Origin of the sequence: Enterococcus sp. S183_ASV_20, from assembly GCF_018919685.1 — a bacterium.
In the GTDB taxonomy this organism is placed as follows: Bacteria; Bacillota; Bacilli; order Lactobacillales; family Enterococcaceae; genus Enterococcus; species Enterococcus faecalis.
Genome location: NZ_JAHLRI010000006.1, coordinates 68,880 through 93,168 on the forward strand (window position 1 = coordinate 68,880; position 24,289 = coordinate 93,168).

General features: G+C 36.9%; 17 protein-coding genes and 2 pseudogenes. 17 read left to right on the forward strand and 2 right to left on the reverse strand.

What is annotated here, in order from left to right; genetic code table 11:
• Positions 1-67 precede the first annotated feature (67 nt).
• The 14 genes and pseudogenes from KQI94_RS03910 (at position 68) to KQI94_RS16765 (ending at position 15,027) form a co-directional block, all read left to right on the forward strand.
• Positions 68-448 (forward strand): VOC family protein, encoded by a 381-nt coding sequence (locus tag KQI94_RS03910; RefSeq protein WP_002358720.1) that lies wholly within the window; start codon positions 68-70, stop codon positions 446-448.
• A gap of 152 nt (positions 449-600) precedes the next feature.
• Positions 601-1,767 (forward strand): serine hydrolase domain-containing protein, encoded by a 1,167-nt coding sequence (locus tag KQI94_RS03915; RefSeq protein WP_002404081.1) that lies wholly within the window; start codon positions 601-603, stop codon positions 1,765-1,767.
• A gap of 98 nt (positions 1,768-1,865) precedes the next feature.
• The gene (locus tag KQI94_RS03920; protein WP_002355601.1) at positions 1,866-2,576 is read left to right on the forward strand and encodes a DUF1003 domain-containing protein; all 711 of its coding nucleotides are present in this window, start codon (positions 1,866-1,868) and stop codon (positions 2,574-2,576) included.
• Between the two features lie 495 nt (positions 2,577-3,071).
• The gene (locus KQI94_RS03925) at positions 3,072-4,022 is read left to right on the forward strand and encodes a rhodanese-related sulfurtransferase (protein WP_115357846.1); all 951 of its coding nucleotides are present in this window, start codon (positions 3,072-3,074) and stop codon (positions 4,020-4,022) included.
• A 170-nt stretch (positions 4,023-4,192) separates the two neighbouring features.
• A complete protein-coding gene (locus KQI94_RS03930; protein ID WP_002364792.1) occupies positions 4,193-4,576 on the forward strand; it encodes an LPXTG cell wall anchor domain-containing protein in 384 nt (127 codons plus the stop codon).
• Positions 4,576-5,307, forward strand: coding sequence for a WxL domain-containing protein (locus KQI94_RS03935; protein WP_002361269.1), 732 nt, complete (start codon positions 4,576-4,578; stop codon positions 5,305-5,307). Before KQI94_RS03930 ends, KQI94_RS03935 begins: the two co-directional genes overlap by 1 nt.
• A gap of 16 nt (positions 5,308-5,323) precedes the next feature.
• On the forward strand, positions 5,324-6,103 hold the full coding sequence (locus tag KQI94_RS03940; protein WP_002384949.1) for a WxL domain-containing protein: 780 nt from the start codon (positions 5,324-5,326) through the stop codon (positions 6,101-6,103).
• A gap of 19 nt (positions 6,104-6,122) precedes the next feature.
• A pseudogene (locus tag KQI94_RS03945) lies at positions 6,123-8,222 on the forward strand (MucBP domain-containing protein).
• 22 nt (positions 8,223-8,244) lie between these two features.
• Positions 8,245-8,985 carry a WxL domain-containing protein gene (locus tag KQI94_RS03950; RefSeq protein WP_002384951.1) on the forward strand — a complete coding sequence of 247 codons (741 nt, stop codon included), beginning with the start codon at positions 8,245-8,247 and terminating at the stop codon, positions 8,983-8,985.
• 75 nt (positions 8,986-9,060) lie between these two features.
• Complete coding sequence (locus KQI94_RS03955) at positions 9,061-10,155, forward strand: DUF916 and DUF3324 domain-containing protein (protein ID WP_002384952.1); 1,095 nt, start codon at positions 9,061-9,063, stop codon at positions 10,153-10,155.
• A gap of 201 nt (positions 10,156-10,356) precedes the next feature.
• Positions 10,357-10,806, forward strand: a complete 450-nt coding sequence (locus tag KQI94_RS03960; RefSeq protein WP_002381257.1) for a hypothetical protein — start codon at positions 10,357-10,359, stop codon at positions 10,804-10,806.
• Between the two features lie 3 nt (positions 10,807-10,809).
• Positions 10,810-12,258, forward strand: coding sequence for a helix-turn-helix domain-containing protein (locus KQI94_RS03965; protein ID WP_002384953.1), 1,449 nt, complete (start codon positions 10,810-10,812; stop codon positions 12,256-12,258).
• A 109-nt stretch (positions 12,259-12,367) separates the two neighbouring features.
• Positions 12,368-14,272, forward strand: coding sequence for a heavy metal translocating P-type ATPase (locus KQI94_RS03970; RefSeq protein ID WP_002384955.1), 1,905 nt, complete (start codon positions 12,368-12,370; stop codon positions 14,270-14,272).
• 35 nt (positions 14,273-14,307) lie between these two features.
• Positions 14,308-15,027 (forward strand): annotated as a pseudogene (locus tag KQI94_RS16765) (MgtC/SapB family protein).
• A 47-nt stretch (positions 15,028-15,074) separates the two neighbouring features.
• Here KQI94_RS16765 and KQI94_RS03980 read toward each other — a convergent pair.
• Positions 15,075-15,812, reverse strand: coding sequence for an amino acid ABC transporter ATP-binding protein (locus KQI94_RS03980; protein ID WP_002355616.1), 738 nt, complete (start codon positions 15,810-15,812; stop codon positions 15,075-15,077).
• Between the two features lies 1 nt (position 15,813).
• Entirely contained in the window at positions 15,814-17,982 is a 2,169-nt protein-coding gene (locus KQI94_RS03985; protein ID WP_002355617.1) for an amino acid ABC transporter substrate-binding protein/permease, read from the reverse strand.
• 278 nt (positions 17,983-18,260) lie between these two features.
• On the opposite strand from KQI94_RS03985, the gene uvrB reads away from it, so the two are divergent.
• From uvrB to KQI94_RS04000, 3 genes are all read left to right on the forward strand, one after another.
• A complete protein-coding gene (uvrB, locus tag KQI94_RS03990; RefSeq protein ID WP_115357850.1) occupies positions 18,261-20,258 on the forward strand; it encodes an excinuclease ABC subunit UvrB in 1,998 nt (665 codons plus the stop codon).
• A gap of 117 nt (positions 20,259-20,375) precedes the next feature.
• Positions 20,376-23,195, forward strand: a complete 2,820-nt coding sequence (gene uvrA, locus KQI94_RS03995) for an excinuclease ABC subunit UvrA (RefSeq protein ID WP_002403929.1) — start codon at positions 20,376-20,378, stop codon at positions 23,193-23,195.
• A 171-nt stretch (positions 23,196-23,366) separates the two neighbouring features.
• The gene (locus KQI94_RS04000; protein WP_002366200.1) at positions 23,367-24,161 is read left to right on the forward strand and encodes a YusW family protein; all 795 of its coding nucleotides are present in this window, start codon (positions 23,367-23,369) and stop codon (positions 24,159-24,161) included.
• Positions 24,162-24,289 lie beyond the last annotated feature (128 nt).

A 24,289-nucleotide genomic window follows, 5' to 3' on the forward strand; every position in this document is an offset into this window, starting at 1 on the left:
AGTGCAGTAATTATTTAAAAGAACGTATATAATAAGTTGTTAACTAAATTCAAAAGGACGTGAAGGAATGTTTTCAAACCAAGTAAAGATTATGTTATATGTGAATAATGTTGAGGAATCTAGTCAATTTTGGCAAACGTTTGGCTTTGTTGAAAAGGAAAGAGAGGAAGTTGACGGCACATTGGTGGTAGAAATTGCACCAAGTGAATCAGCAGAAGCGATTATTGTTTTATATGATTTGGCCTTTATTCAAAAACATTCACCAGAAGTGGCGGGGAATACCCCTTCTTTAATGTTTGCTAGCGATGATATCATTGGTCTCTATAAAAAAATGCAAGAGGCTGGCGTTACTGTTGGTGAAATGGTTCAATTGCCAACAGGCTTAGTTTTTAATTTTGCAGATAACGATGATAATTACTTTGCTGTGATGGGGCAAGAAAGTAAATAAAAAACAGCTTGGCACCAGAATCTAGATTGATTCTGGTGCCAAGCTGTTTTTTATAAAAGTTGAAAGTTTTATAAATTTTACTAAAATCTGTAATTTTCATGAAAATATAGCGTATGATAATGCTGTTAATAGAATAGGCGGAGGTAAGCGGTATGCGTAAACGACATGCAAAGAAAAGACATGGAGGAGTGAATTGGCTTTTTATAGTGTGTTTGTTGGTGGTGATTGGTGGTAGTGGTTATTTAATAAAAACGTTCTTTTTCACTAGAGATTCACAAGTGAGTCAAGAATCGAAAGTGGTCTTGGAAGAAGATCGCCGAAGTGATAATTATGCGAATTTAACGAAAGAAATAGTTGCACCAGATAGTGGCGAACTTGATCAAAAAATTCAAGAAACAAATTATATTGGTTCGGCTTTGATCATTAAAGATGATCAGGTTTTAGTAAATAAAGGATATGGCTTTGCCAATTTTGAAAAGCAACAAGCCAATACGCCAAACACAAGGTTTCAGATTGGCTCAATTCAAAAATCTTTTACCACAACCTTGATCTTAAAAGCGATTGAAGAAGGTAAACTTACATTAGATACAAAACTCGCTACGTTTTATCCGCAAATTCAAGGTGCTGAGGATATTACGATTAGCGATATGTTGAATATGACAAGCGGTTTAAAGTTATCAGCAATGCCTAATAATATCGTTACCGATGAAGAAATTATTCAATTTGTTAAACAAAATACCATTCAAGTCAATAAAGGAAAATACAATTATTCCCCAGTAAATTTTGTCCTTTTAGCAGGAATGTTAGAGAAAATGTATCAACGTACCTATCAAGAATTATTTAATAATCTTTATCACAAAACGGCTGGTTTAAAGAATTTTGGCTTCTATGAAACCTTATTGGAACAACCCAATAATTCAACAAGTTATAAATGGACAGAAGACAATTCGTATAATCAAGTGCTCTCAATTCCCGCAGCTAGTTTTGCCCATGAATTTGGGACTGGGAATGTGGATATGACGACAGGTGATTTGTATTGGTACTTACATCAATTAATGAGTGGACACTTAGTTTCCACCGCACTTTTGCAAAAATTATGGACGTCTTCTCAGCAAAGTTCTTATCATGGCGGCATCTATGTTCATGATAATTATTTACGCTTACACGGCGTTGAAGCGGGTCAACAAGCCCTGGTTTTATTTTCAAAAGATATGAAAACCGGGGTCATATTGCTAACTAATTGTGTGAATCCAGCGAAATACAAAGAATTAATTGGTTCGTTGTTCCATGATGTAACCAATTTACCTATTAAATTTTAAAGCAGAAGCAACAACGATCACTCCAAAGCCTTTTTAGGTTTCTTCTGAGAGACTTTATATTAAAATAAAGGGAAGAACGATCAAAGGGAGTGACGAAGATGAAGCAATCAAAAAATAAACAAGTTGTTATTGGTGAATCAACGAAAAAAAACATTTATCTTCAAGATATAGAACAGGAAACGCAAGCTTTTATTCTCCAAAACAATCCACAATTGACAGCTGAATCGATGATTACATTGGCGGAGTTACTTAATTATCGTTTGGATTACATGAAACAATTGGTCGCAAATGATTCTGAAAAAATCCAACAACTGAATGAATTGGTGGTTCAACATATCAAAGAAGATAAGCTGATTTCCAATAATATGAATGAAAAGATGGAAAAGAAATTAACCTTTGGCCAACGAGCAGCGGATACCATTGCTAAATTTGGCGGTAGCTGGGTGTTTATTGGCTTCTTTTGTTTCGTGTTGATTGCTTGGATCGTGATTAACTCTACCACTTTATTGGGACAACCATTTGACAAATATCCTTATATTTTGCTAAATCTCGCCTTATCTTGTTTAGCAGCTATCCAAGCACCGATTATTATGATGAGTCAAAACAGACAAGAAGCCCGTGATAGAGAACAAGCGAATAATGATTATAAAATTAACTTAAAAGCAGAAGTAGAAATTAATTTATTACATGAGAAAATGGATTATATTATCAATAATCAACTAGAAAATTTGGTAAAAATCCAAAATATTCAAATTGAACTTTTAGGTGAATTGCAAGAACAACTCGCCGCGACTTCTGAAAAGGAGTAGTATATAGAAGAGGTCGGGACAGAACCGTTTAGCTCCGAGAACCAAGTAGGTACTGATTAACATCTATTTGCTTTGCAAATAGTGTTTCTCAGCAATAAGAAGAAATTTCCGAAAATTGCTCTTTAATTTTTGGAGACCAAGTAGGTATTGTTCATCATCGAATCACTACGTTCTTCGTGATTCTCAACAATTTCGGCTTATTTCCGAAGGACCTTCACCAAGTAGGTACGATGATTTCATCTGTTCATGCTTCACAGTGAAACATCGCAACTCTTAGAGCTGTAGCTCTTTTGAAGGCTGTACTGTGACGAGACGCATGTCGAGAAAACACCTTAGAAGTTGTTGAGATCGGAGCAACGCGTAGTGTTGGTTCTGTTCCCGCCGTTTATCAGGCTTTTTTTATTGTGTGTAAATACACAAGCAAAATAATCGCTTTCCCTTTTTTATTCACCGTATAATGGGATAGAATGACTTTATACAAAAGGGGAAAACAAGATGAAATACCAAGTATTACTTTATTACAAATATACAACAATTGAAGATCCAGAAGCTTTTGCGAAAGAGCATCTAGCTTTTTGCAAATCATTAAATTTAAAAGGCCGTATTTTAGTAGCGACAGAAGGGATTAACGGAACGTTATCTGGTACTGTCGAAGAAACAGAAAAGTACATGGAAGTAATGCAAGCAGATGAGCGCTTTAAGGATACATTCTTTAAAATTGATCCAGCAGAAGAAATGGCGTTCCGCAAAATGTTTGTTCGCCCACGTTCTGAATTAGTGGCGTTGAACTTAGAAGAAGACGTTGATCCATTAGAAACGACGGGGAAATATTTGGAACCTGCAGAATTTAAAGAAGCCTTACTAGACGAAGACACTGTTGTAATCGATGCTCGTAACGATTATGAATATGATTTAGGTCATTTCCGTGGTGCCGTGCGCCCAGATATCCGTAGCTTCCGTGAGTTACCACAATGGATTCGCGAGAACAAAGAACAATTTATGGATAAAAAAATTGTTACCTATTGTACTGGCGGGATTCGCTGTGAAAAATTTTCTGGCTGGTTATTAAAAGAAGGATTTGAAGATGTTGCTCAATTGCATGGTGGTATCGCCAACTATGGGAAAAATCCAGAAACACGTGGCGAACTTTGGGACGGCAAAATGTATGTCTTTGATGACCGAATCAGTGTCGAAATTAATCATGTTGATAAAAAAGTTATTGGGAAAGACTGGTTTGATGGAACACCTTGCGAACGCTACATTAACTGTGCAAACCCAGAATGTAATCGTCAAATCTTAACTTCAGAAGAAAATGAACATAAACATTTAGGTGGCTGCTCATTAGAATGTAGCCAGCATCCTGCCAACCGTTATGTAAAAAAATATAATTTAACAGAAGCAGAAGTTGCTGAACGTTTAGCTTTGTTAGAAGCGGTTGAAGTATAAAAATAATAAAAAAATAAACAAAAAAACTTCGAAAATTATTTTTTGAAGTTTTTTTGTTTATTTTTTTGTCTTTAAAAGTGTTGATTTTAAAGCTTTCTTAGCTGAAACCATTTTATTTTTTAAAAGCGTCTGAAAAAAATCTAATAAATATTTCTTTTATATAATGTTTATTGGCTGGGCCAGTCAATGTTGAAAATGGGGAAGGAGGAATTCAGATGAAAATCATAAAAAGGTTTAGTTTGGTATGTTTAGGGCTATTGATCATTGGGTTGCAAACAAAAAGCGTTATGGCTGAAGAAAATAATTATGAATCAAATGGTCAAGCGAGCTTCTATGGCACCTACGTTTATGAGAATGAAAAAGAGTCAAATGACATAGCGTATACCCAACAATCAGAAGAACAGGGAAGAAACAATTTAACTGCTTCTGGACAAGCAGTTTTACCTAAAACAGGCGAGTCTGAAAATCCGCTGTATTCCTTGATAGGAGTTAGTTTGTTGGGGGTAGTCATTTATTTAATTAATAAAATGAAACGAGAGAAGGAGCTTATTTAATGAAAAAAACTGTTTTACTTACATCGGCAACCATACTTTTAGGCGTAGGGTTTCAAGCAATAAACGCATCAGCAGCAGAAACTTTTCCGAAAGAATACAATACGGAAGGCACAATTACTTTTGAAGCAGGCGATAACGAAATCACACCGCCTGTTGATCCAGAAAATCCCGATCCTACTGATCCAGTAGACCCAATTGATCCTCCAGGGCCAGGAACGGGTGGTGCCTTATCAATTGATTATGGGTCAAAATTTAAATTTGGCACACAAAAGATTTCTACGGCAGATCAAACGTATTATGCTGCGCCAGATGAAATGAAAGATGGTTCAAAAAAACCAACCTATGTACAAGTAACTGATAAAAGAGGAACGTTAGCAGGATGGAAACTAACGCTTTCCCAACCTGAACAATTTAAAACAGCTACTGGAGAGGAACTAGTCGGCGCTCAATTAACGTTTACAAAGGCAGAAGCTGCCTCAATGGTGGATGAAAAATATAAACCTACTGAAGTTAGTAGTACTATTTCCTTAACACCTGGTGTAAATAATAATCTAGCGATGAACGCTAAAAAAGAAACAGGTGTTGGGACTTGGGTTTATCGCTTTGGTTCAAATGAAGCAACAAATAAAGAAGCTGTCCAACTATTCGTTCCCGGAAAATCTGTAAAGCTTGCACAACAATATTCAACGAAGTTAGTTTGGGCATTAGAAGATACTCCCGCTAATAATTAAATAAAGGAGAAAAGCAATGAAAAAACAATTCACAGGAATCGTTCTATGCAGTACATTTGCAGTTGCTGGTTGGTCCTTACAAGCGAAGGCAGAAGAGCCAAAAGAGTATCGTTCGAATGGTTTAGTAGAATTTATTCCGAACGTAGATCCGACAGAGCCAGTTGATCCAGAAAATCCCGATCCAGAAAAGCCAGTCAAACCAATTGATCCGACAGACCCAGAAGGTCCCAATCCTGGTACCCAAGGACCGCTGTCTATTGATTATGCTTCAAGTTTTGACTTTGGGAAAAATCGTATTTCGAATAAAGACCAAGTATATTTTGCAAGAGCACAGCAATATCAAGAAAATCAAAAAGAAACACCAAATTTTGTGCAAATTTCTGATAATAGAGGAACCAATAGCGGTTGGTCTTTAACGGTTACGCAAAAGGAGCAATTTAAAGCAACAAAGGCGACTTTAAATAGTCAGTTGACAGGTGCGCAAATTTCTTTAGCTAACCCGACCGTTAATAGTAATGCGCAAAATGTTGAGAAACCAGAGGCAACAAATAAGATTGCCCTTGTTCCAGGAACCGCATCGCTAGTGGCAGCTGCGAAGCAAGGAACCGGTGCAGGAACTTGGGCTACTTATTGGGGTAAAGTAGAAGTGGTTGCAGAACGCGATGAAACCAATACGGTACACAATGTTAATGTTACAAAAGATGTTGCGCTATCAGTACCAGGGTCAACCCCTAAAGATGCCGTGAAATATCAAACAAAATTATTGTGGACGTTGACGGATGTACCAGGAATTTAAAAAGTAGAGGTGAAGAGAGATGCGAAACAAACAAAGCCTAGTCTTTTTGGCAAGTAGTTTATTCTTACTACTCCTTGCGCCTATTACTAGCGAAGCGATTAGTAATCCTTCGACAAATATCAACGAAGTCAATCGGGAAATAGTGGAGGAATCGGCCAATGATCAGGCAACTAGCGCTGCTTCTCACTCGGAAACATTAGAGCAAGAATCTTCCCTAGGAACGACAACAACAACCGATAATCATCCAGCAGAAACAGACCAATCAACGGCTACTTTAGAACCTAGCAAACAACAAAAGGATGACGATAACAGTGCAACGGAATCGGCGATAGTTGAACCACAGCCGCGCATGTTGGCTGCGCCATACGCTGCTTCATTGCCTGATGATCCTAATATCATTCCAATCGACAAGGTATTTCAAGAGCCAATTGGAAATGCAACAAGTATTTTAGAAGGTGGGAAGTTATTACAACTAAACCCAGCTGTTAAATCACAAAAAGGAGCTATTTGGTCAAAAAAACCAATCAGTTTATTGTCGGATTTTACCTTTAAAAGTTATTTGTATTTAGGAAACGAGTATGCAAATGCTGGTGATGGTATGACCTTTACCTTAACGAATGATCCTAGAATGTCCACAACGCCTCAAGAAGTCATTGGTTCACCTGGGATGGGAATCGGTGCATACTCCACGAAAGCTGGTCAACCTTATGTTAGAAATGCCTTATCGATTGAGTTTGATACCTATAAAAATACTGGTAGTTCCAACCGAATGGACCGAGAAATTTCACAAGATAAGGGAAATGGGCATTTAGCTTTTGTCACTCCGAAAGCTAATAACAACAGCTATACAGGGGAGCATTCAGGCGTCACTGTTGCGCCAACCTATCTATCTAATGGAACCTGGCGCATGTTGACTGTTCATTGGAATGCCGCAGCCAAAGCATTAACATATGATTTAGAAGGTGTGGGCACGAATACGTATGTAGTTTCAGATTTAAATGCACAATTTGGCGCAACAACGGTTTATTGGGGCTTTACATCATCCACAGGTGGCAAATACCAAGAGAATGCTTTAGCAATGACACAAATTCCTACCAACGTTACGTCACAAGCAGCCCTTAGCGTGAATGGTCAGGAATTTAGCTCAGCTGTTGAAGCAGTGAAAAATGATCAGGTGAGACTACGGAATACGTTGAATATTGACAATGACTTTATCGAAGATCGTCAACCGCAAGTAAGCATTGACTTACCTGATGAATTAGCATATGAAGAAAATTCATTAACGATTGATGGTAAAAAGGTAGCAGCCAAAGATCTGACACAAACAGGGAATCACTTAACAATTGCTTTAAATGACTACCTAGTTTTAAAGAAGGACATGATTATTGAATTAAAAACAACCCTTCAATATAATACGCCCGAAAAAGTTTTAACTATGAACTTTGACTATTATGAAGAAGGAACCTTACTGCAAAAGTCAAATAATGTAACGATTACTATTCCTAAACCAACAGAAAAAACAGTAACCGTTTTTTATAAAGACGCGGAAGGTAAAGATATTGCTCCACCTAAAAGTGTAACAGGGAAAATTGGTGCACCCTATCAAGAAAAACCCCTAGATATTTCTGGCTATGTTTTTACAAAAGACTCAGGCAATGCGGAAGGAACAATGACAGAGGAAACAAAAGATATTTATTTTTACTATCGTTTAGGGGAACTATATTTTAAAGAGGCACCAAAACAGATTACTTTTGGTACGGAAAAGATACGTAATCAACCACTAATTAAACTTGGGCATCCCACCGAAGGACTCAAAGTTGTGGATGAACGTAACGCAAATAATTGGCGCTTGCAACTAAAGCAAACGCAACCGTTAACAAATGATTCAATTGTAATGCCAGATGTTTTTTCTTTCGTTTCAACTGCTGGAAGCTCTCAGATTACAAATGAGGCAATTACGCTTTTATAAAGTAATCAGAAAGGTGAAACAGATTTAACAGCATTACTTGATGAATCAAAACAACAAGGAATTCAAATCAATGTTCCTGTAGCTTATCAAAGAGTTGGAACATTTAAAGCTCGTTTATCTTGGGCGTTAGAAGACGTACCAGGAAATTAAAGAAAAGAATGGAGAAAAGAAAATGAAAAAAGTAACAACAGTATGTTTATCCACATTTATTTTAGGGAGCTTAGGCATGACTTCTCAAACCTTTGCAGAAGATGGCGGTAGTTATACATCTAATGGTATCGTAGAATTTACACCAAGTGAAGAGCCAACTAATCCGGTTGACCCAACGGATCCAACTAATCCAGTTGATCCTATTGACCCAACAGATCCTGAAGGTCCTAATCCAGGAACAAACGGTCCGTTGTCAATTGATTATGCGTCAAGTCTAGACTTCGGTGTTCAAAAAATCACGTCGAAGGATCAGACTTATTTTGCTGCTACCCAAAAATACAAGACGGTAGGCGCAACCGATGAAGTCAAAGAAGGGCCTAACTATGTCCAAGTAACAGATAACCGTGGAACCGAAGCTGGCTGGTCATTAAAAGTGAAACAAGAAGGACAATTTAAATCAACTTCTGGTAAAGAATTGACTGGGGCAGCTATCACGTTTAAAAACGGAAATGTAGTGACTGCTTCAGATTCAGGTAAACCAACAGGCCCAGCCACAATCACGTTGAATTCAGATGGTAGTCAATCAGATGTAATGAGCGCAGCGAAAGGAAACGGTGCAGGAACTTATTTATTTGATTGGGGAACAGATGCAACTACAGCTGCTAAAAGTATTGAGTTAACTGTTCCAGGTTCTACAACCAAATACGCTGAAAAATACGCCACAAAATTAACATGGACGTTGACAGACGCTCCAGGAAATTAGACGAATTTTAAAAAGAAGAATAGCGGGGAACATGGTTACCTGCTATTCACTACATATAGAAAAGGAGTAAATAATTTGAACAGAAAAAAACAACGATTTCTTTTTTTTCCGATACTACTAATTCTTTTAGCGTTAGTACCTAGCAATGGTTTTGCCAGTGAATTTAATTTCGCGGTTACGCCTATTCCATCAGAAAAACAAGTAGATAAAGAAAAAACTTACTTTGATTTATTACTAGCACCAAATGAAGAAACTGAGTTGAAAGTGAACTTGCGCAATGATACAGATAAAGAAGTAAAGGTAGGTATTTCCATCAATAGTGCCATTACCAATTCAAATGTAATCGTGGAGTATGGTGAAAATAAGGGGAAAAAAGATCAAAGCTTAGCGTTTGATATAAAAGACTACGTTCAATACCCTAGCTCAGTTCGTTTAAAACCGAAAAGTGAACAAACGGTTTCTATTAACGTCAAAATGCCTAATACACCCTTTGATGGAGTGTTAGCTAGTGGTATCACTTTTAAAGAAGAAACGTCGGATGAAGGCAAACGCCAAGACGATAAGAGTCAGGGGTTATCCATTAAAAATGAATATTCGTATGTCGTTGCATTATTGATGCAACAAAATAAAAAAAAGGTTGAGCCGAATTTACTTTTGAAAAAAGTCTCACCAGGACAGATTAATGCTAGAAATGTGATTTTAGTCAATCTACAAAATGATCAAAAAACATATATTAACCAAGTTGCATTTTCGGCAGAGATTACCAAAAAGGGGCATGAAGAAGTTTTATATAAAGAGGAAAAAGCAAACATGCAAATTGCACCAAATACCAATTTTTCTGTTCCCATTGCGCTAAAAGGGCAACCGCTTAAGCCAGGAGATTACCATTTGTCTATGACCGTTGTTGGGAATAAAGATGCTGCAGGCTCATTTAAAAAATCAATAAACAATGAATCGATATCTTTTAGAAATCAATGGCAATTTGAAAAAGACTTTACAATTAATGGCAAAGTTGCCAAAGAATTAAATGAAAAAGATGTCACCTTAAAAGAAAATCATTCGAATTTATATTTGATGATTGGCTTACTACTTTTATTGATAGTGATTTTAATCATTACCTGGTTGATTTGGCGAAAAAAGAAACAGGAAAAAAACGAAAGAGAAATATAAAGAGTAGTTAATTTTTGATTTGATTATCGGCAACGTTTTTGTTTGTTTTTACTTATCAAACATGCAGTTTATTCAACAAACCTAACTCAAAAAAAGAAATAATAAGAAGGAGTATTGTTAAATATCGTCTGATACCACTTTACTAGTTATATTTTTTGTTTTGTTATGTAGCTAAAGTATTTGGCAATATATGTGAGAAAAATGGATAAATACAAACATTTACTATTATGGAGTACATTGTTACTCTCGTTTTTTCAAGTAACCAATGTGCAAGCAGCAGAAGAACGGAATCCAATTTATAATCCGACCAATCCAACAGAAGAAATTTATCCGATTGAGAATACTGGCACACCAGAAAAAATGGAAGAAACAAATGAAAGTACTATTACTAGCGAAACGCAAGCGGAAGAAAGTAGCGAAGACGTTAGTAAAAAAGAAGTGACAACCAATAATCCAAAAACAAATGAAGAAAGGCCTTCTTCCAAGAAAAGTCAGCATCAAGTATTTTTCACGGATGAATTATTTGATGCTAGCCATATCACCATTGTACCAAATAGCACAGGCGGTGCTGGAACGGAGGGGCAAAACACTTTTTACTTGAATTTCATACGGGAATTAGTAGGAACGGCTATTTATGGGAGAAAGAACTGATAAATGATGAATTATGAAATTTTTTTAAATAAAGAAGATCAACGAAGTTATTCCTTGCTAAGGCATTTAGAAGAAAGTCCCACGCTATCAGGTACTTTTATTGCACTTCGCGAAGAATTATCAATGTCGAATTTTTTAGTCAAAAAAACATTAGAAAAATTAAAAGCAGATATTGACAATCTAAAGTTAAGCGACAGCTTAACTTTAGTCGTTTCTGATGTAGATGTTACACTTGAAATTGATGGAAACTATTCAAGTAAACTTTTGCTCACGAAATACTTAACAGAATCGCTCTCTTTTAAATTAGTGTTGTCTTACTTTAGAGGAAATTATAGTTTGACAAAGTTTGCTGAATGTAATCATGTCAGCACCTCTGTGGCGTATAGTACCTTACAGCGGCTAAAAAAAGCCTTAAAGGAGTATCAGATCTATTTTAGTAAGCGGGAAATTGTCGGCAATCAAAAAGCAATTTCATTTTTTTTGTATAAATTGTTCACGCTTTCCAATCAACCAATTTCCGAACTATATTCGGTAAAAGTCTATAATGAAGCGAAACGTGTATTACAGTCTGTTGAGTTAAACTATACTTTCACCACCTATGAGCGACGCAATTTTTTCCATTATTTAGCTATTATGATTAACAACGAAGGACGTGCGGTGGAAGGGATCGATACGCGCGCACTGAATACATTTTCAGAGGAACTAATAAAAAAATCACAAGTGGAATGGGCATTGTCCTCAAAATCATTAACGTATACGATTGTTTTTTTCTTGTATTTGCATGGCAAACTAGAGAAAAAATATGTCATTCACGAAGATCCTATGATTGAAAGCCTAACTCGTGTTTTCATTGGAAGTTTTGAAAAAGCATTTAATTGTTTAGAGGAGTCAACAAGGAATACTCTAGAAGAAGGGTTAGCAATTATTCATTTCAATGTTATTTACTTTCCGATTAATATGTTTGACGATTTTGAAATGGATTTACAGTTTTTTAAGCAAACATATCCGGAATTTTATTTTTATTTAATTGAATATATTCGTTGGTTAACAGCAAAACATAAAAAAATTGCGAAAGCCAATCACTGTTTGTTTTTTCACTATCTATTGTTGCTAATTAATCATGTTCCGGTTCATTTAATTGCAGAGCCAGCCAAGGTCCTAATTGATTTTTCTTATGGAAAAGAGTATAACCAATTCATCAAAAAAAATTTATCCGTCTATGTGAATTTAAATGTAGAAATTATTGACCCGTTATCAGATACCTTACCAGATGTGGTGATTACCAATTTAAATAACTTGTATCAAGAAGAACAGAGTAAAGTTATGGTTTGGCTGGATCCACCTCGTTCGATTGATTGGGTCAATTTAACGCAATCATTATTGACTATTCAAGAAGAAAAATATCAACAACAAAAAGAATCGACAAAGACAAGCGGTGATCCTATCGAATAGAATCATCGCTTGTCTTTGTGTTTAAGTCTTTACAAAACCAACCAAGTGTTTTATAATATGAATATACATTCATATGAATAGAAAAACATTAATTAGGAGGCGCATAACAATGTCAAAACAAACAGGTGCACACACACATGAAGAAAAAGGTAAAAACGTTCCAGTTATTCTCTTTTTTACAGGATTGGCTCTTTTCTTTATCGGTTTATTTTTAGGGAACATGCTCTTAGTGAAAAATATTCTTTTCTCATTAGCTGCTATTTTAGCTGGTTATCATATTATTGGGGAAGGCTTTGGAGATACGTATCGGGATACGAAAAACAATCGAAAGTTTTCGCCTAATATTCATTTGTTAATGACCTTAGCTGCAGTTGGTTCAGCATTAATGGGAAGTTTTGAAGAATCAGCATTGTTGATTTTGATTTTTGCGGCGGCGCATTTCCTTGAAGATTATGCCCAAGGCAAAAGCCAACGTGAAATTACAAAACTATTAAATTTAAATCCAACAGAAGCTCGCCTGATAACAGACGACGGCTCAATTCAAACTGTGTCAGTTGAACAATTGAAGATTGGTGACCGCGTGCAAGTCCTCAATGGTGCGCAAATTCCGACAGATGGCGTCGTGATTGAAGGAAGTACCGCTGTGGATGAATCATCTATTAATGGGGAAAGTATTCCCAAAGAAAAAAATAGTGGGGACCCAGTTTTTGGTAGTACCATGAACGGTTCAGGCACAATTGTTGTTGAAGTAACGAAAGATAGTTCAGAAACAGTTTTTGCAAAAATCGTACAGCTCGTGAACCAATCACAAGAAAATCAATCAGAAATTGCAAGCAAAATTAAACGATTTGAACCGAAATATGTCACACTAGTTTTAGCAGTTTTTCCACTAATTGTTTTAGGTGGCGCATTGCTTTTCCAATTGACTTGGGCTGAAAGTTTTTACAGAGGCTTGGTCTTCTTAATTGCTGCCTCCCCTTGTGCATTAGCAGCGAGTGCCGTTCCGGCAACTTTATCAGGAATTTCCAATTTAGCGAAACAAGGCGTTTTGTTTAAAGGTGGCTCATTCTTATCAAATTTAGCTGAAGTGAAAGCACTCGCTTTTGATAAAACAGGCACACTAACAAAAGGCAAACCTGAGGTAACAGATTATCTTTTTGTTGATGGCTTAGAAGATCGCCAAGACGAATTAGTAGCTGTTTTAACAAATATGGAGAAAAAATCCAATCATCCATTGGCGACGGCGATTGTTAATCGCTTTGAAGCAGAAACAACGGCTTTAAATTTAGAAGTAGAAAATATTGTCGGGGTGGGTTTAGTAACGACCATTGTAGACACAACTTTTAGAATTGGTAAACCATCTAGTTTCGAACAAGTGCCAACAATCATTGAGAAACAAACAACGAAATTAGCGAGTGAAGGCAAAACGGTAGTGTACTTTGCCGAAAATGAACAAGTGATTGGTTTAGTGGCATTGATGGATGTTCCTAATGAAGAAGCAATGAACGCCATTCACTATTTCAAGTCACAAAATATTGAAACAACAATGATTACAGGAGATGCAAAACTTACGGGTGAAGCAGTTGGTCGCTTAGTAGGCGTGGACCAAGTTTTTGCTAATGTTTTACCTGAGGAAAAATCAGCGATTGTTGATCAATTAAAACGCGAAGTAGGAATGACAGGGATGGTTGGTGATGGCATTAACGATGCGCCCGCTTTAGTGAATGCTGATATCGGAGTGGCGATGGGGGATGGTACAGACATTGCTATCGATGTTGCAGACGTGGTAGTGATGAAAAATGATCTTTCTAAATTAGGCTATGCTCACCGTGTCTCAAAACGCTTGAATAAAATTGTGCAGCAAAATATTATTTTTTCAATGTTAGTGGTAGCAACGTTAATTATCTTGAACTTTTTAGGTATTGCGAATATCGCATTTAGCGTACTTATTCATGAAGGAAGTACCTTAGTGGTCATTTTTAATGGCTTGCGTTTATTAGTTAATACAAAATAAGTCAAATAGTCACTTGCAAGAAAGGAGAGAAAGCGATGAATTCTTTAAAAATGATTGAACTTTCTCTCACCGACGTTGTCATTCGGATGGCTCTAGCCGTTGTTTTTGGAGCTTTGATTGGGTTAGAAAGAAGTATTAAAAGAAAAGGCTTCGGTATCAGTAGTAATGCCATTTTATGTTTGGCCTCTTGTACGATTTCCATTTTACAGATTCAATCGGTGGATATTTTAGTCGATGTGGTGAAACAAAATAGCGCCTTGGCGTCCATTATTTCTATGGATATTACACGATATGGCGCCCAAGTGATTAGTGGTGTAGGCTTTCTCGGTGCGGGGATTATCGTTTTTAGAGAAAGGAAAGTCTCTGGGTTAACGACAGCAGTAATGATGTGAAATGTTACTATTATTGGTTTAGTCATTGGGATGGGCTTTTTAACCATTGCGTTTATCAATCTCGTGGCGACTTTGCTAGTATTAGCTCTGGCCCATTTTAAACGAAAAACTCCTCTAAAACGATTGCAGCTTATCGTAAAAATGAAGGAACCCATGATTAAAGAAAGCCGACTGCATGAACAACTTCAAGCTTCTTTAGAAAAAGGGGAGCGCTTAGTAGAATTGACTTTGGAATCCGAACAAGAGGCAGTGACAGCAAAGATCTCTTATGTAGGCAAAGAAGATTTCTGGCATTCCAACTTGCACCATCTCTTAAAAGAAAAAGGGCACGTTCAATCTGTCTCTGTCACGGAAACAATTTAATCATAAAATAAAGCACTTGGGCGCTAGCGCGCGCCAAGTGCTTTTGTTTAAATATTTAATACTTTATCTAAGAAATCTTTTGTTCGAGGGTTTTGAGGATTTTCAAAGACTTGCTCTGGCGAACCATCTTCTAGGAAGTTACCGCCATCAATGAACATTACTCGATTAGCCACTTCTTTTGCAAAGCCCATTTCGTGAGTAACGATGACCATTGTCATTCCTTGTTTTGCTAAATCTTTCATTACACCAAGAACATCGCCAACCATTTCTGGATCAAGAGCTGATGTTGGCTCATCGAAAAGCATAATATCAGGATTCATCGCTAACGCACGTGCAATTGCGACACGTTGTTTTTGACCACCAGATAAAGAATCTGGATAGGCATCTTTTTTATCTGCCAACCCAACACGTTCTAAAAGTTCTAACGCTTTTTTCTCCGCTTCATCTTTTGACAAGCGACCTAAATCGGTTGGTGCTAAAACAATATTTTCTAAAATAGATAAGTGTGGAAACAAATTGAAATGTTGGAAAACCATGCCGATATGTTGACGGACTTGGTTGATGTCCGTATTTTTATCTGTCAAGTTCGCACCATCAATAATAATGTCTCCGCTAGAAGCTTCTTCTAATTGATTCAAGCAACGTAAAAAAGTACTTTTACCAGAACCAGAAGGACCGATGACGCAGACTACGTCGCCTTCGTTAATAGAAACATTAATGTCGTTTAAGACCGTGTTGTCACCATATTTTTTTACTAAATGTTCAACTAAGATTTTTTCAGTCATATTAGTTCACCTTCTTTTCAAGGTTTTTCGCTAATTTAGTTAAACTAGTAATTAAAATTAAGTAGATTAACGCAATAACGAAGTAAACCATTGTACTTTGTAATGTCCGAGCAACAATAATTTTTCCTGTTTGTAGTAGTTCGATTAAGCCAATTGCTGAAAGGATAGTTGTATCTTTCAATGAAATAACAAATTGGTTAATGAATGAAGGAATCATAATGCGAATCGCTTGTGGTAAAATAATTTTTTGCATTGTCCGATTATAGGAAAGACCTAAACTTCTTGAAGCTTCCATTTGGCCAACTGGAACAGCTTTGATTCCGCCGCGCACAATTTCAGAAATATAGGCACTGGCATTTAAAGTTAATGTGATAATCCCAGCAATGAAGACCGGGATATTAAAGCCAAGCACACCAGGTAATCCGAAATAGATGAAGAACGCTAAGACCATTAAAGGAATTCCGCGAATTAAATCAACATAAATGGTTGAAAGTACACGTAATGCTTTGATTGGTGAAACGCTGAATAGCCCAAAAATAACGCCGACAATTAAAGCAAGTACGAAGGAAATCAACGTTAATAGAATCGTCATCCATAAACCGTGTAACAATTGTTTCCAGTTGTTTTGCATGAAGCCAACAAACGTAGATTCGTCAGCTGTTTCTTCTTTGGCTTCGTTGCCATCTTTTACGTAAGTGCCGATAATTTTATCGTATTCACCTGTACGTTTCATTTCTTTTAAGCCTTCGTTAAACATTTCAAGTAGTTCAGGATTTTGCCCTTTTTTGACAGCAAAACCGTAAGAACCACCTTTTTCACGAGGAATTGGTGTCGCTAGTGGTTGATTTTGCGCAACCCCGTAGCCAATGACAGGATAATCATCCATCATGGCATCAACTTCGCCAATTTCTAATGCACTGTATAATGCATCAGTTGTGTCTAAATACTTAATTGAGTAATCATATTTCTTTTTATTTTTTTCTAAGAAATCAGCACTTTCAGTACCAATTTTTACGCCGACTTTTTTGCCTTTTAAATCATCATACGATTTAATTTTGTCATTGCCTTTTTTGACCGCAATTTGAATACCGCTATCAAAGTAAGGAACAGAGAAGTCGAAGGCTTTTTTACGATCATCCGTAATCGTCATGCCTGCAACCATCCCATCTGCTTGACCAGATTCAACAGCTTGGACAGCAGAACTAAAACCAATAAATTTAAATTCAACAGTAAAACCTTGCAATTCAGCTGCACGTTTGACTAAATCTACATCAATTCCGACATAATCGCCTTGGGCATTTTGAAACTCAAACGGAGCAAATGTAGAATCACTAGCAATCACATATTTCTCTTTTTTAGGAGTGATTTTTTTCATCTGTTCGCCAGCGTCTTGTGTGTTTGTTTCATCGCCTGTCGCTAAGTAGTTGTTTAAAATTTTATCATAAGTACCATTGTCTTTAAGATTTTTCAAACCAGCGTTGAACTTTTTGATTAATTCAGGGTTTTGACCTTTTTTCACTGCGAAACCATAAGAACTGCCTGTTTCTTTATCGCCAACTAATTGTAATTTTTGACCATTTTTAACTGCGTAGCCCAATACAGGATAATCATCAACGATTGCATCCGCTTCACCGTTTTCTAAGGCTTTATAAAGACCCGTTGCATCGTCAAAATTTTTGATAGTGTAGTCATATTTCTCTTTATTTTTTTCAAGGAAATTGGCACTTTCAGTTCCAACTTTAGCCGCAACCGTTTTGCCTTTTAAATCATCATATGATTTAATTTTGTCGTTTCCTTTTTTAACCGCTAATTGTAAACCACTATCGAAGTATGGATCTGAAAAATCAAAGGATTTTTTTCGCTCATCCGTAATACTCATTCCAGCAATCATGCCATCAATTTGTTTAGATTGAATCGCTTGGACTGCACTATCGAAGCCTAATGGTTTTAAATCCACTTCAAAACCTTGATCTTTGGCAATCGCATCTAATAAATCAACGTCAATACCAATGTATTTTCCTTTTGAGTCTTGGAATTCAAAAGGGGCGAATGTTAAATCCGTTCCAATTGTATATTTCTTTCCTTCTGCATGTGCTGAAGTGCCACTAATGAATGTTAGCAGAGTTACCATCATCACAAAGAAAGAAAGTAAAAAGTGTTTCCTTTTCATAAAATACCTCCTAGTTTTGCATATTGAACAATTATATAGTAAGAAATAGGAAGCTGACAAGTATTTGAACGCTAAAAAGAGAAAAAAACTCTAATTTCCTCACATTACATGTTATAAAATGTGACATAGAAATTAAGAACAAAAGATTAAGATCAGTTGAAGTCTGAAACAGCAAAAGTGGCGAAAATATGTTCGGTATGTTAAACTAATAAGTGGACATTCTGCCAGAATGGGCCGATAATTTAAGAGAAATTAGACACTTTGAGGGGGAGTTATAAATGATCGAAAGAGAAACTTCCAATACCTTTCATTTGGCTTCTAAATATGAGCCTGCCGGAGATCAGCCAGCCGCTATTACTGAACTAGTTGACGGTGTCAAAGGTGGAGAAAAAGCTCAAATTTTACTTGGAGCGACCGGAACAGGTAAAACATTTACAATCTCTAATGTGATTCAAGAAGTGAACAAACCAACATTAGTGATTGCACATAATAAAACACTAGCTGGACAATTATACGGGGAATTTAAAGAATTTTTCCCAGATAATGCGGTCGAGTATTTTGTCAGTTACTATGATTATTATCAACCAGAAGCATATGTACCCTCAAGTGATACATATATTGAAAAAGATTCCAGTATTAATGATGAAATTGATAAACTACGCCATTCAGCGACAAGTTCTTTATTGGAACGAAACGATGTCATCGTGGTAGCATCAGTTTCTTGTATTTTTGGTTTAGGGGATCCGCGGGAATACAGTCAACAAGTTGTTTCATTACGTGTGGGAATGGAAATGGATCGTAATGAGTTACTAAAAAGCTTAGTCGATATTCAATTCGAACGAAATGATATTGATTTTCAACGGGGGCGTTTTCGTGTCCGCGGTGATGTGGTTGAGATATTCCCAGCTTCACGGGATGAGCATGCGCTACGTGTTGAATTTTTCGGAGACGAAATTGATCGAATTCGTGAAGTAGATGCGTTAACTGGTGAAATTGTCGGCGAAACAGAGCATGTCGCTATTTTTCCGGCAACACACTTCGTGACGAACGAAGAACATATGGAACACGCCATATCGCAGATCCAAGAAGAATTAGAGGCACGTTTGAAAGTGCTTCGCAGTGAAAATAAATTATTGGAAGCTCAACGTTTGGAACAGCGAACCAACTATGATATTGAGATGATGAGAGAGATGGGCTATACGTCAGGGATTGAGAATTACTCTCGACATATGGATGGTCGCCAAGAAGGGGAACCGCCATATACGCTGTTGGACTTTTTCCCAGATGACTTCTTACTTGTAATCGATGAGTCTCATGTAACAATGCCGCAAATTAGAGGAATGTATAATGGCGACCGAGCACGGAAACAAATGTTAGTGGACTATGGTTTCCGTTTACCAAGTGCACTTGATAACCGACCGCTTCGTTTAGAAGAATTTGAACAACATGTAAACCAAATTGTTTATGTATCGGCAACACCAGGCCCTTATGAAATGGAACAAACAGAGACTGTTGTTCAACAAATCATTCGACCAACAGGTTTACTAGATCCAGAAGTAGAAATCCGCCCAATTATGGGTCAAATTGATGACTTGGTGGGCGAAATTCATGAACGGATCGAAAAAGATCAGCGAGTGTTTGTCACAACCTTAACGAAGAAAATGGCCGAAGATTTAACCGACTATTTCAAAGAATTAGGCTTAAAAGTTAAATATTTGCATAGTGATATAAAAACACTGGAAAGAACGGAGATTATTCGCGATTTACGATTAGGCGAATTTGATATTCTAATTGGTATTAACTTATTACGTGAAGGAATCGATGTGCCAGAAGTTTCCTTAATTGCGATTCTAGATGCGGATAAAGAAGGCTTCTTACGTAGTGAACGCTCATTAGTGCAAACGATGGGACGGGCTGCCCGGAACGCTGAAGGAAAAGTCATTATGTATGCAGATAAAATCACCGATTCGATGCAACGAGCTATGGATGAAACGGCACGACGTCGGGCAATCCAAGAAGCATATAATGAAGAACATGGCATTGAACCAAAAACAATTATTAAAGAAATTCGTGATTTGATTTCTATTTCCAAAACAGCTGATAAAGATGAAACAGTGGTTCAATTGGATAAATCATATGAAGATTTATCAAGACAAGAAAAAGCTGATTTATTAATGAAACTTGAAAGAGAAATGAAAGATGCGGCCAAAGCATTAGACTTCGAAACTGCAGCCACATTACGAGATACCATTCTTGAATTGAAAGCTGCCAAATAAGTCAACCAACGGATTAAGTAAAAGATACGATGAACCATCGTATCTTTTACTAATCTTTTCTCTATAGAATGACTTGAAATGATTTGACGTAAGAGATTTAGTAAAAGGAGAACATATATGGCAAATGATAAAATTGTGATTCATGGTGCACGCGCCCATAACTTAAAAAATATTGATGTCACGATTCCTCGTGACAAAATGGTTGTTGTAACTGGACTATCTGGTTCTGGCAAAAGTTCATTAGCGTTTGATACGCTTTACGCAGAAGGGCAACGACGTTATGTAGAGAGTCTCTCTGCTTATGCGCGACAATTTTTGGGACAGATGGATAAACCAGATGTTGACAGCATCGATGGTTTAAGTCCAGCTATTTCAATTGATCAAAAGACGACAAGTAAAAACCCGCGCTCAACGGTGGGGACGGTCACGGAAATCAATGATTATTTACGATTGTTATTTGCTCGGGTAGGTCATCCAATTTGTCCTAACGATCATATTGAAATTACCAGTCAGTCTGTTGAACAGATGGTTGATAAAGTCTTAGAGCTACCAGAGCGAACAAAAATTCAAATTTTGGCGCCTGTTGTGGTCAAGAAAAAAGGCCAACATAAAAAAGTGTTTGAAATGATCCAACGTGAAGGGTATGTCAGAATGCGGGTGGATGGTGAAACCTATGATGTTAGTGAGGCACCAGAACTTGAAAAAAATAAAAAACATGATATTGCGATTGTGATTGACCGTATCGTTGTGAAAGAAGGTATTCGCTCTCGCTTGTTTGATTCGTTTGAAGCGGCTTTGCGTTTAGCTGAAGGTTACGCAATTGTTGGTGTGATTGGTCAAGAAGAGATGTTGTTTAGTGAACATTATGCTTGTCCTTATTGTGGGTTCACAGTCGGTGAATTGGAACCGCGCTTGTTTTCATTTAATGCACCATTTGGCGCTTGTCCCGATTGTGATGGTTTAGGTGTTAAATTAGAAGTGGACAAAGACTTAGTGATTCCAGATCCCACTAAAACCTTGAGAGAAGGAGCCATTGTTCCGTGGAACCCTATTAGTTCCCAATATTATCCACAAATGTTGGAGCAAGCAGCTACCAGTTTTGGGATTGATATGGATACGCCGTTTGAAGAATTACCTGCAGACCAACAAGAAATTATTTTAAATGGTTCTGGCGAGAAAAACTTTCATTTTCATTATGAAAATGACTTTGGTGGTGTTCGTGATGTGGAAGTACCATTTGAAGGTATTTTAAAAAATATTAAACGACGTTATCATGAAACAAATAGCGATTTTACACGAGATCAAATGCGGTTATACATGACAGAATTGACTTGTCGAAGCTGTCAAGGGTATCGTTTGAATCCGCAAGCTTTAGCTGTAAAAATCAATGGCACGCACATTGGTGAAGTCAGTGAATTAGCAATAAAAAATGCGGTCCAATTTTTTGAAGGTGTGTCTTTATCTGAACAAGAAATAACGATTGCTCGGCCAATTTTAAAAGAAGTCGAAGATCGGTTAACCTTCTTAAAAAATGTTGGGTTAGATTACTTAACCTTAAGTCGAGCTGCTGGTACACTTTCTGGCGGAGAAGCACAAAGAATTCGCTTAGCAACACAAATTGGATCAAACTTATCAGGCGTTCTTTACATTTTAGATGAACCATCAATTGGTTTGCATCAACGAGATAACGACCGCTTGATTGACTCATTGAAAAAAATGCGGGACTTAGGCAATACATTAATTGTGGTGGAACACGATGAAGATACAATGATGGCTTCGGATTACTTGATTGATGTGGGACCTGGCGCTGGACATCTGGGCGGTGAAATTGTAGCCGCTGGTACGCCGGAAGAGGTTGCTAAAAATCCGCATTCATTGACTGGACAATATCTTTCTGGGAAAAAAGTGATTCCTGTACCAAAAGAACGTCGCAAAGGTAATGGCAAAGCGATCAAAGTCACTGGTGCCAGTGAAAATAATTTAAAAAATGTCAGTGTTGAATTTCCGCTAGGTGAATTTGTTGCTGTCACAGGCGTTTCAGGTTCAGGGAAAAGTACTTTAGTCAATCAAATTTTGAAAAAAGCACTGGCCCAAAAATTAAATCGTAATTCCAATAAACCTGGGAAACACAAAAGTATCACTGGTTATGAAGCCATTGAAAAGATTGTTGACATTGATCAAAGTCCAATTGGTCGAACGCCAAGAAGTAATCCAGCGACTTATACTAGTGTTTTTGATGACATTCGCGATTTGTTTGCCCAAACAAATGAAGCCAAGGTTCGTGGTTATAAAAAAGGCCGCTTTAGTTTTAACGTCAAAGGTGGCCGTTGTGAAGCTTGTCGCGGGGATGGTATCATCAAAATTGAAATGCACTTTTTACCTGACGTCTATGTGCCTTGCGAAGTTTGTCATGGCAAACGTTATAATTCTGAGACGTTAGAAGTTCATTATAAAGGCAAAAACATTTCTGATATTTTAGATATGACGGTGGAAGATGCCGTAGAATTTTTCAAACATATCCCTAAAATTCATCGTAAATTGCAAACAATTGTGGATGTAGGCTTAGGCTATGTGACATTGGGGCAGCCAGCAACTACTTTATCTGGTGGAGAAGCACAGCGGATGAAGCTAGCGAGTGAACTTCATAAAAATTCTAATGGGAAAAACTTTTATATTCTGGATGAACCAACAACAGGCTTGCATACCGATGATATTGCGCGATTGCTTCTAGTATTAGAGCGTTTAGTGGAAGCGGGCAATACCGTTTTAGTGATTGAACATAACTTGGATGTCATCAAATCTGCGGATCATGTGATTGATCTAGGGCCAGAAGGTGGCGACGGTGGTGGGACGATCGTGGCGACAGGAACACCAGAAGAAGTTGCTAAAGTCAAAGACAGTTACACAGGATATTATTTAAAACGTGTTCTGAAATAAACATTAATGATTAGATAAAGAACCTTGTTTTTATGGGAAACAAGGTTCTTTTATTATAAAATAACAAATATTTTTTAATTAAAATTAAAAATAAATGTTGACTTAATGTGTAATTAAAAGATATACTATGTTTGTTAACAAAATAACAATGAACACGAAGGGAAGTCTTAAATGAAAAACAAAAAAATAACAACAAGTTTATTAACAGCAGGAATGGTCTTAGCTATCGGAATCACACCTTTTGTACATAGTAACACAATGGAAGCAGCTACTTTAATTTCACAATCAGACCATGAAAAAGTAATGAGTTTTACCAAGAAAGACTTAAAAGAAGCAACGGGCATTCAATTGGAGCCGGCGACAGTACAAGCCGTTCATCAGGAATTAAAGCAACAAATCACCTGGGAAACATTAGGCTATTCCACAATTGATGCGCAAAATATTGCGACACGTTTTACACAAAATACATATCAGGCTCTGGGGATTTTAACAGATATCGCCAACCATTCAGACCTTCAATTGAAAGTCATTACCATTAATAATCCCTATCTAGCAACAGCTAAAATTGGCACCTTTAAGTGGGAAACCGTAACTCCTGAAGTTGGTGGAGACCATGAAACAGCAGACAATGAACTAACCACACCGACACCAACTGTTGCCAGTCTTCAAGAGATTGATGTAGAAATCGAATACGACGAAAATGAAATTGAGTTCACCTATGAAATAAAATCGAACGGAACAATTGAAGCAACGTATGAAGATGAATCTGCTGATTTAGAATTAGAAGGTAAGGCAGCACAAGACAAAATCATGACTCTTTTAGATGGATTGTCAATCAAAACAGCTACAAATGAACAAATTAAAGAACACATTACGAAAAAGTTAGCCGTGAATGAACAAGTAAAACAATTTGAGTTTGAAGCTAATTTTACTGATAAAACAGAAATTGAGTTTGTATTAAAATAACACAGAGTTATATAGTATAATTCAGCAATTAAAACAGCGTTGACAAAAATGGGCTCTTTGTCAAATGATGTTGGTAAAGAGAAATCTTAGAATAATTGGAGATCAAGTGGATCAGTTCCTCTTGATCT

What these genes read in the sequence shown, in the direction of transcription:
- KQI94_RS03980 (WP_002355616.1), bottom strand. Translation starts at nt 15,812, where the DNA reads ATGACTGAAAAAATCTTAGTTGAACATTTAGTAAAAAAATATGGTGAC.
- KQI94_RS03960 (WP_002381257.1), top strand. Translation starts at nt 10,357, where the DNA reads ATGGATAAATACAAACATTTACTATTATGGAGTACATTGTTACTCTCG.
- KQI94_RS03940 (WP_002384949.1), top strand. Translation starts at nt 5,324, where the DNA reads ATGAAAAAACAATTCACAGGAATCGTTCTATGCAGTACATTTGCAGTT.
- uvrB (WP_115357850.1), top strand. Translation starts at nt 18,261, where the DNA reads ATGATCGAAAGAGAAACTTCCAATACCTTTCATTTGGCTTCTAAATAT.
- KQI94_RS03935 (WP_002361269.1), top strand. Translation starts at nt 4,576, where the DNA reads ATGAAAAAAACTGTTTTACTTACATCGGCAACCATACTTTTAGGCGTA.
- KQI94_RS03915 (WP_002404081.1), top strand. Translation starts at nt 601, where the DNA reads ATGCGTAAACGACATGCAAAGAAAAGACATGGAGGAGTGAATTGGCTT.
- KQI94_RS03985 (WP_002355617.1), bottom strand. Translation starts at nt 17,982, where the DNA reads ATGAAAAGGAAACACTTTTTACTTTCTTTCTTTGTGATGATGGTAACT.
- KQI94_RS03920 (WP_002355601.1), top strand. Translation starts at nt 1,866, where the DNA reads ATGAAGCAATCAAAAAATAAACAAGTTGTTATTGGTGAATCAACGAAA.
- KQI94_RS03910 (WP_002358720.1), top strand. Translation starts at nt 68, where the DNA reads ATGTTTTCAAACCAAGTAAAGATTATGTTATATGTGAATAATGTTGAG.
- KQI94_RS04000 (WP_002366200.1), top strand. Translation starts at nt 23,367, where the DNA reads ATGAAAAACAAAAAAATAACAACAAGTTTATTAACAGCAGGAATGGTC.
- KQI94_RS03950 (WP_002384951.1), top strand. Translation starts at nt 8,245, where the DNA reads ATGAAAAAAGTAACAACAGTATGTTTATCCACATTTATTTTAGGGAGC.
- KQI94_RS03925 (WP_115357846.1), top strand. Translation starts at nt 3,072, where the DNA reads ATGAAATACCAAGTATTACTTTATTACAAATATACAACAATTGAAGAT.
- KQI94_RS03970 (WP_002384955.1), top strand. Translation starts at nt 12,368, where the DNA reads ATGTCAAAACAAACAGGTGCACACACACATGAAGAAAAAGGTAAAAAC.
- uvrA (WP_002403929.1), top strand. Translation starts at nt 20,376, where the DNA reads ATGGCAAATGATAAAATTGTGATTCATGGTGCACGCGCCCATAACTTA.
- KQI94_RS03965 (WP_002384953.1), top strand. Translation starts at nt 10,810, where the DNA reads ATGATGAATTATGAAATTTTTTTAAATAAAGAAGATCAACGAAGTTAT.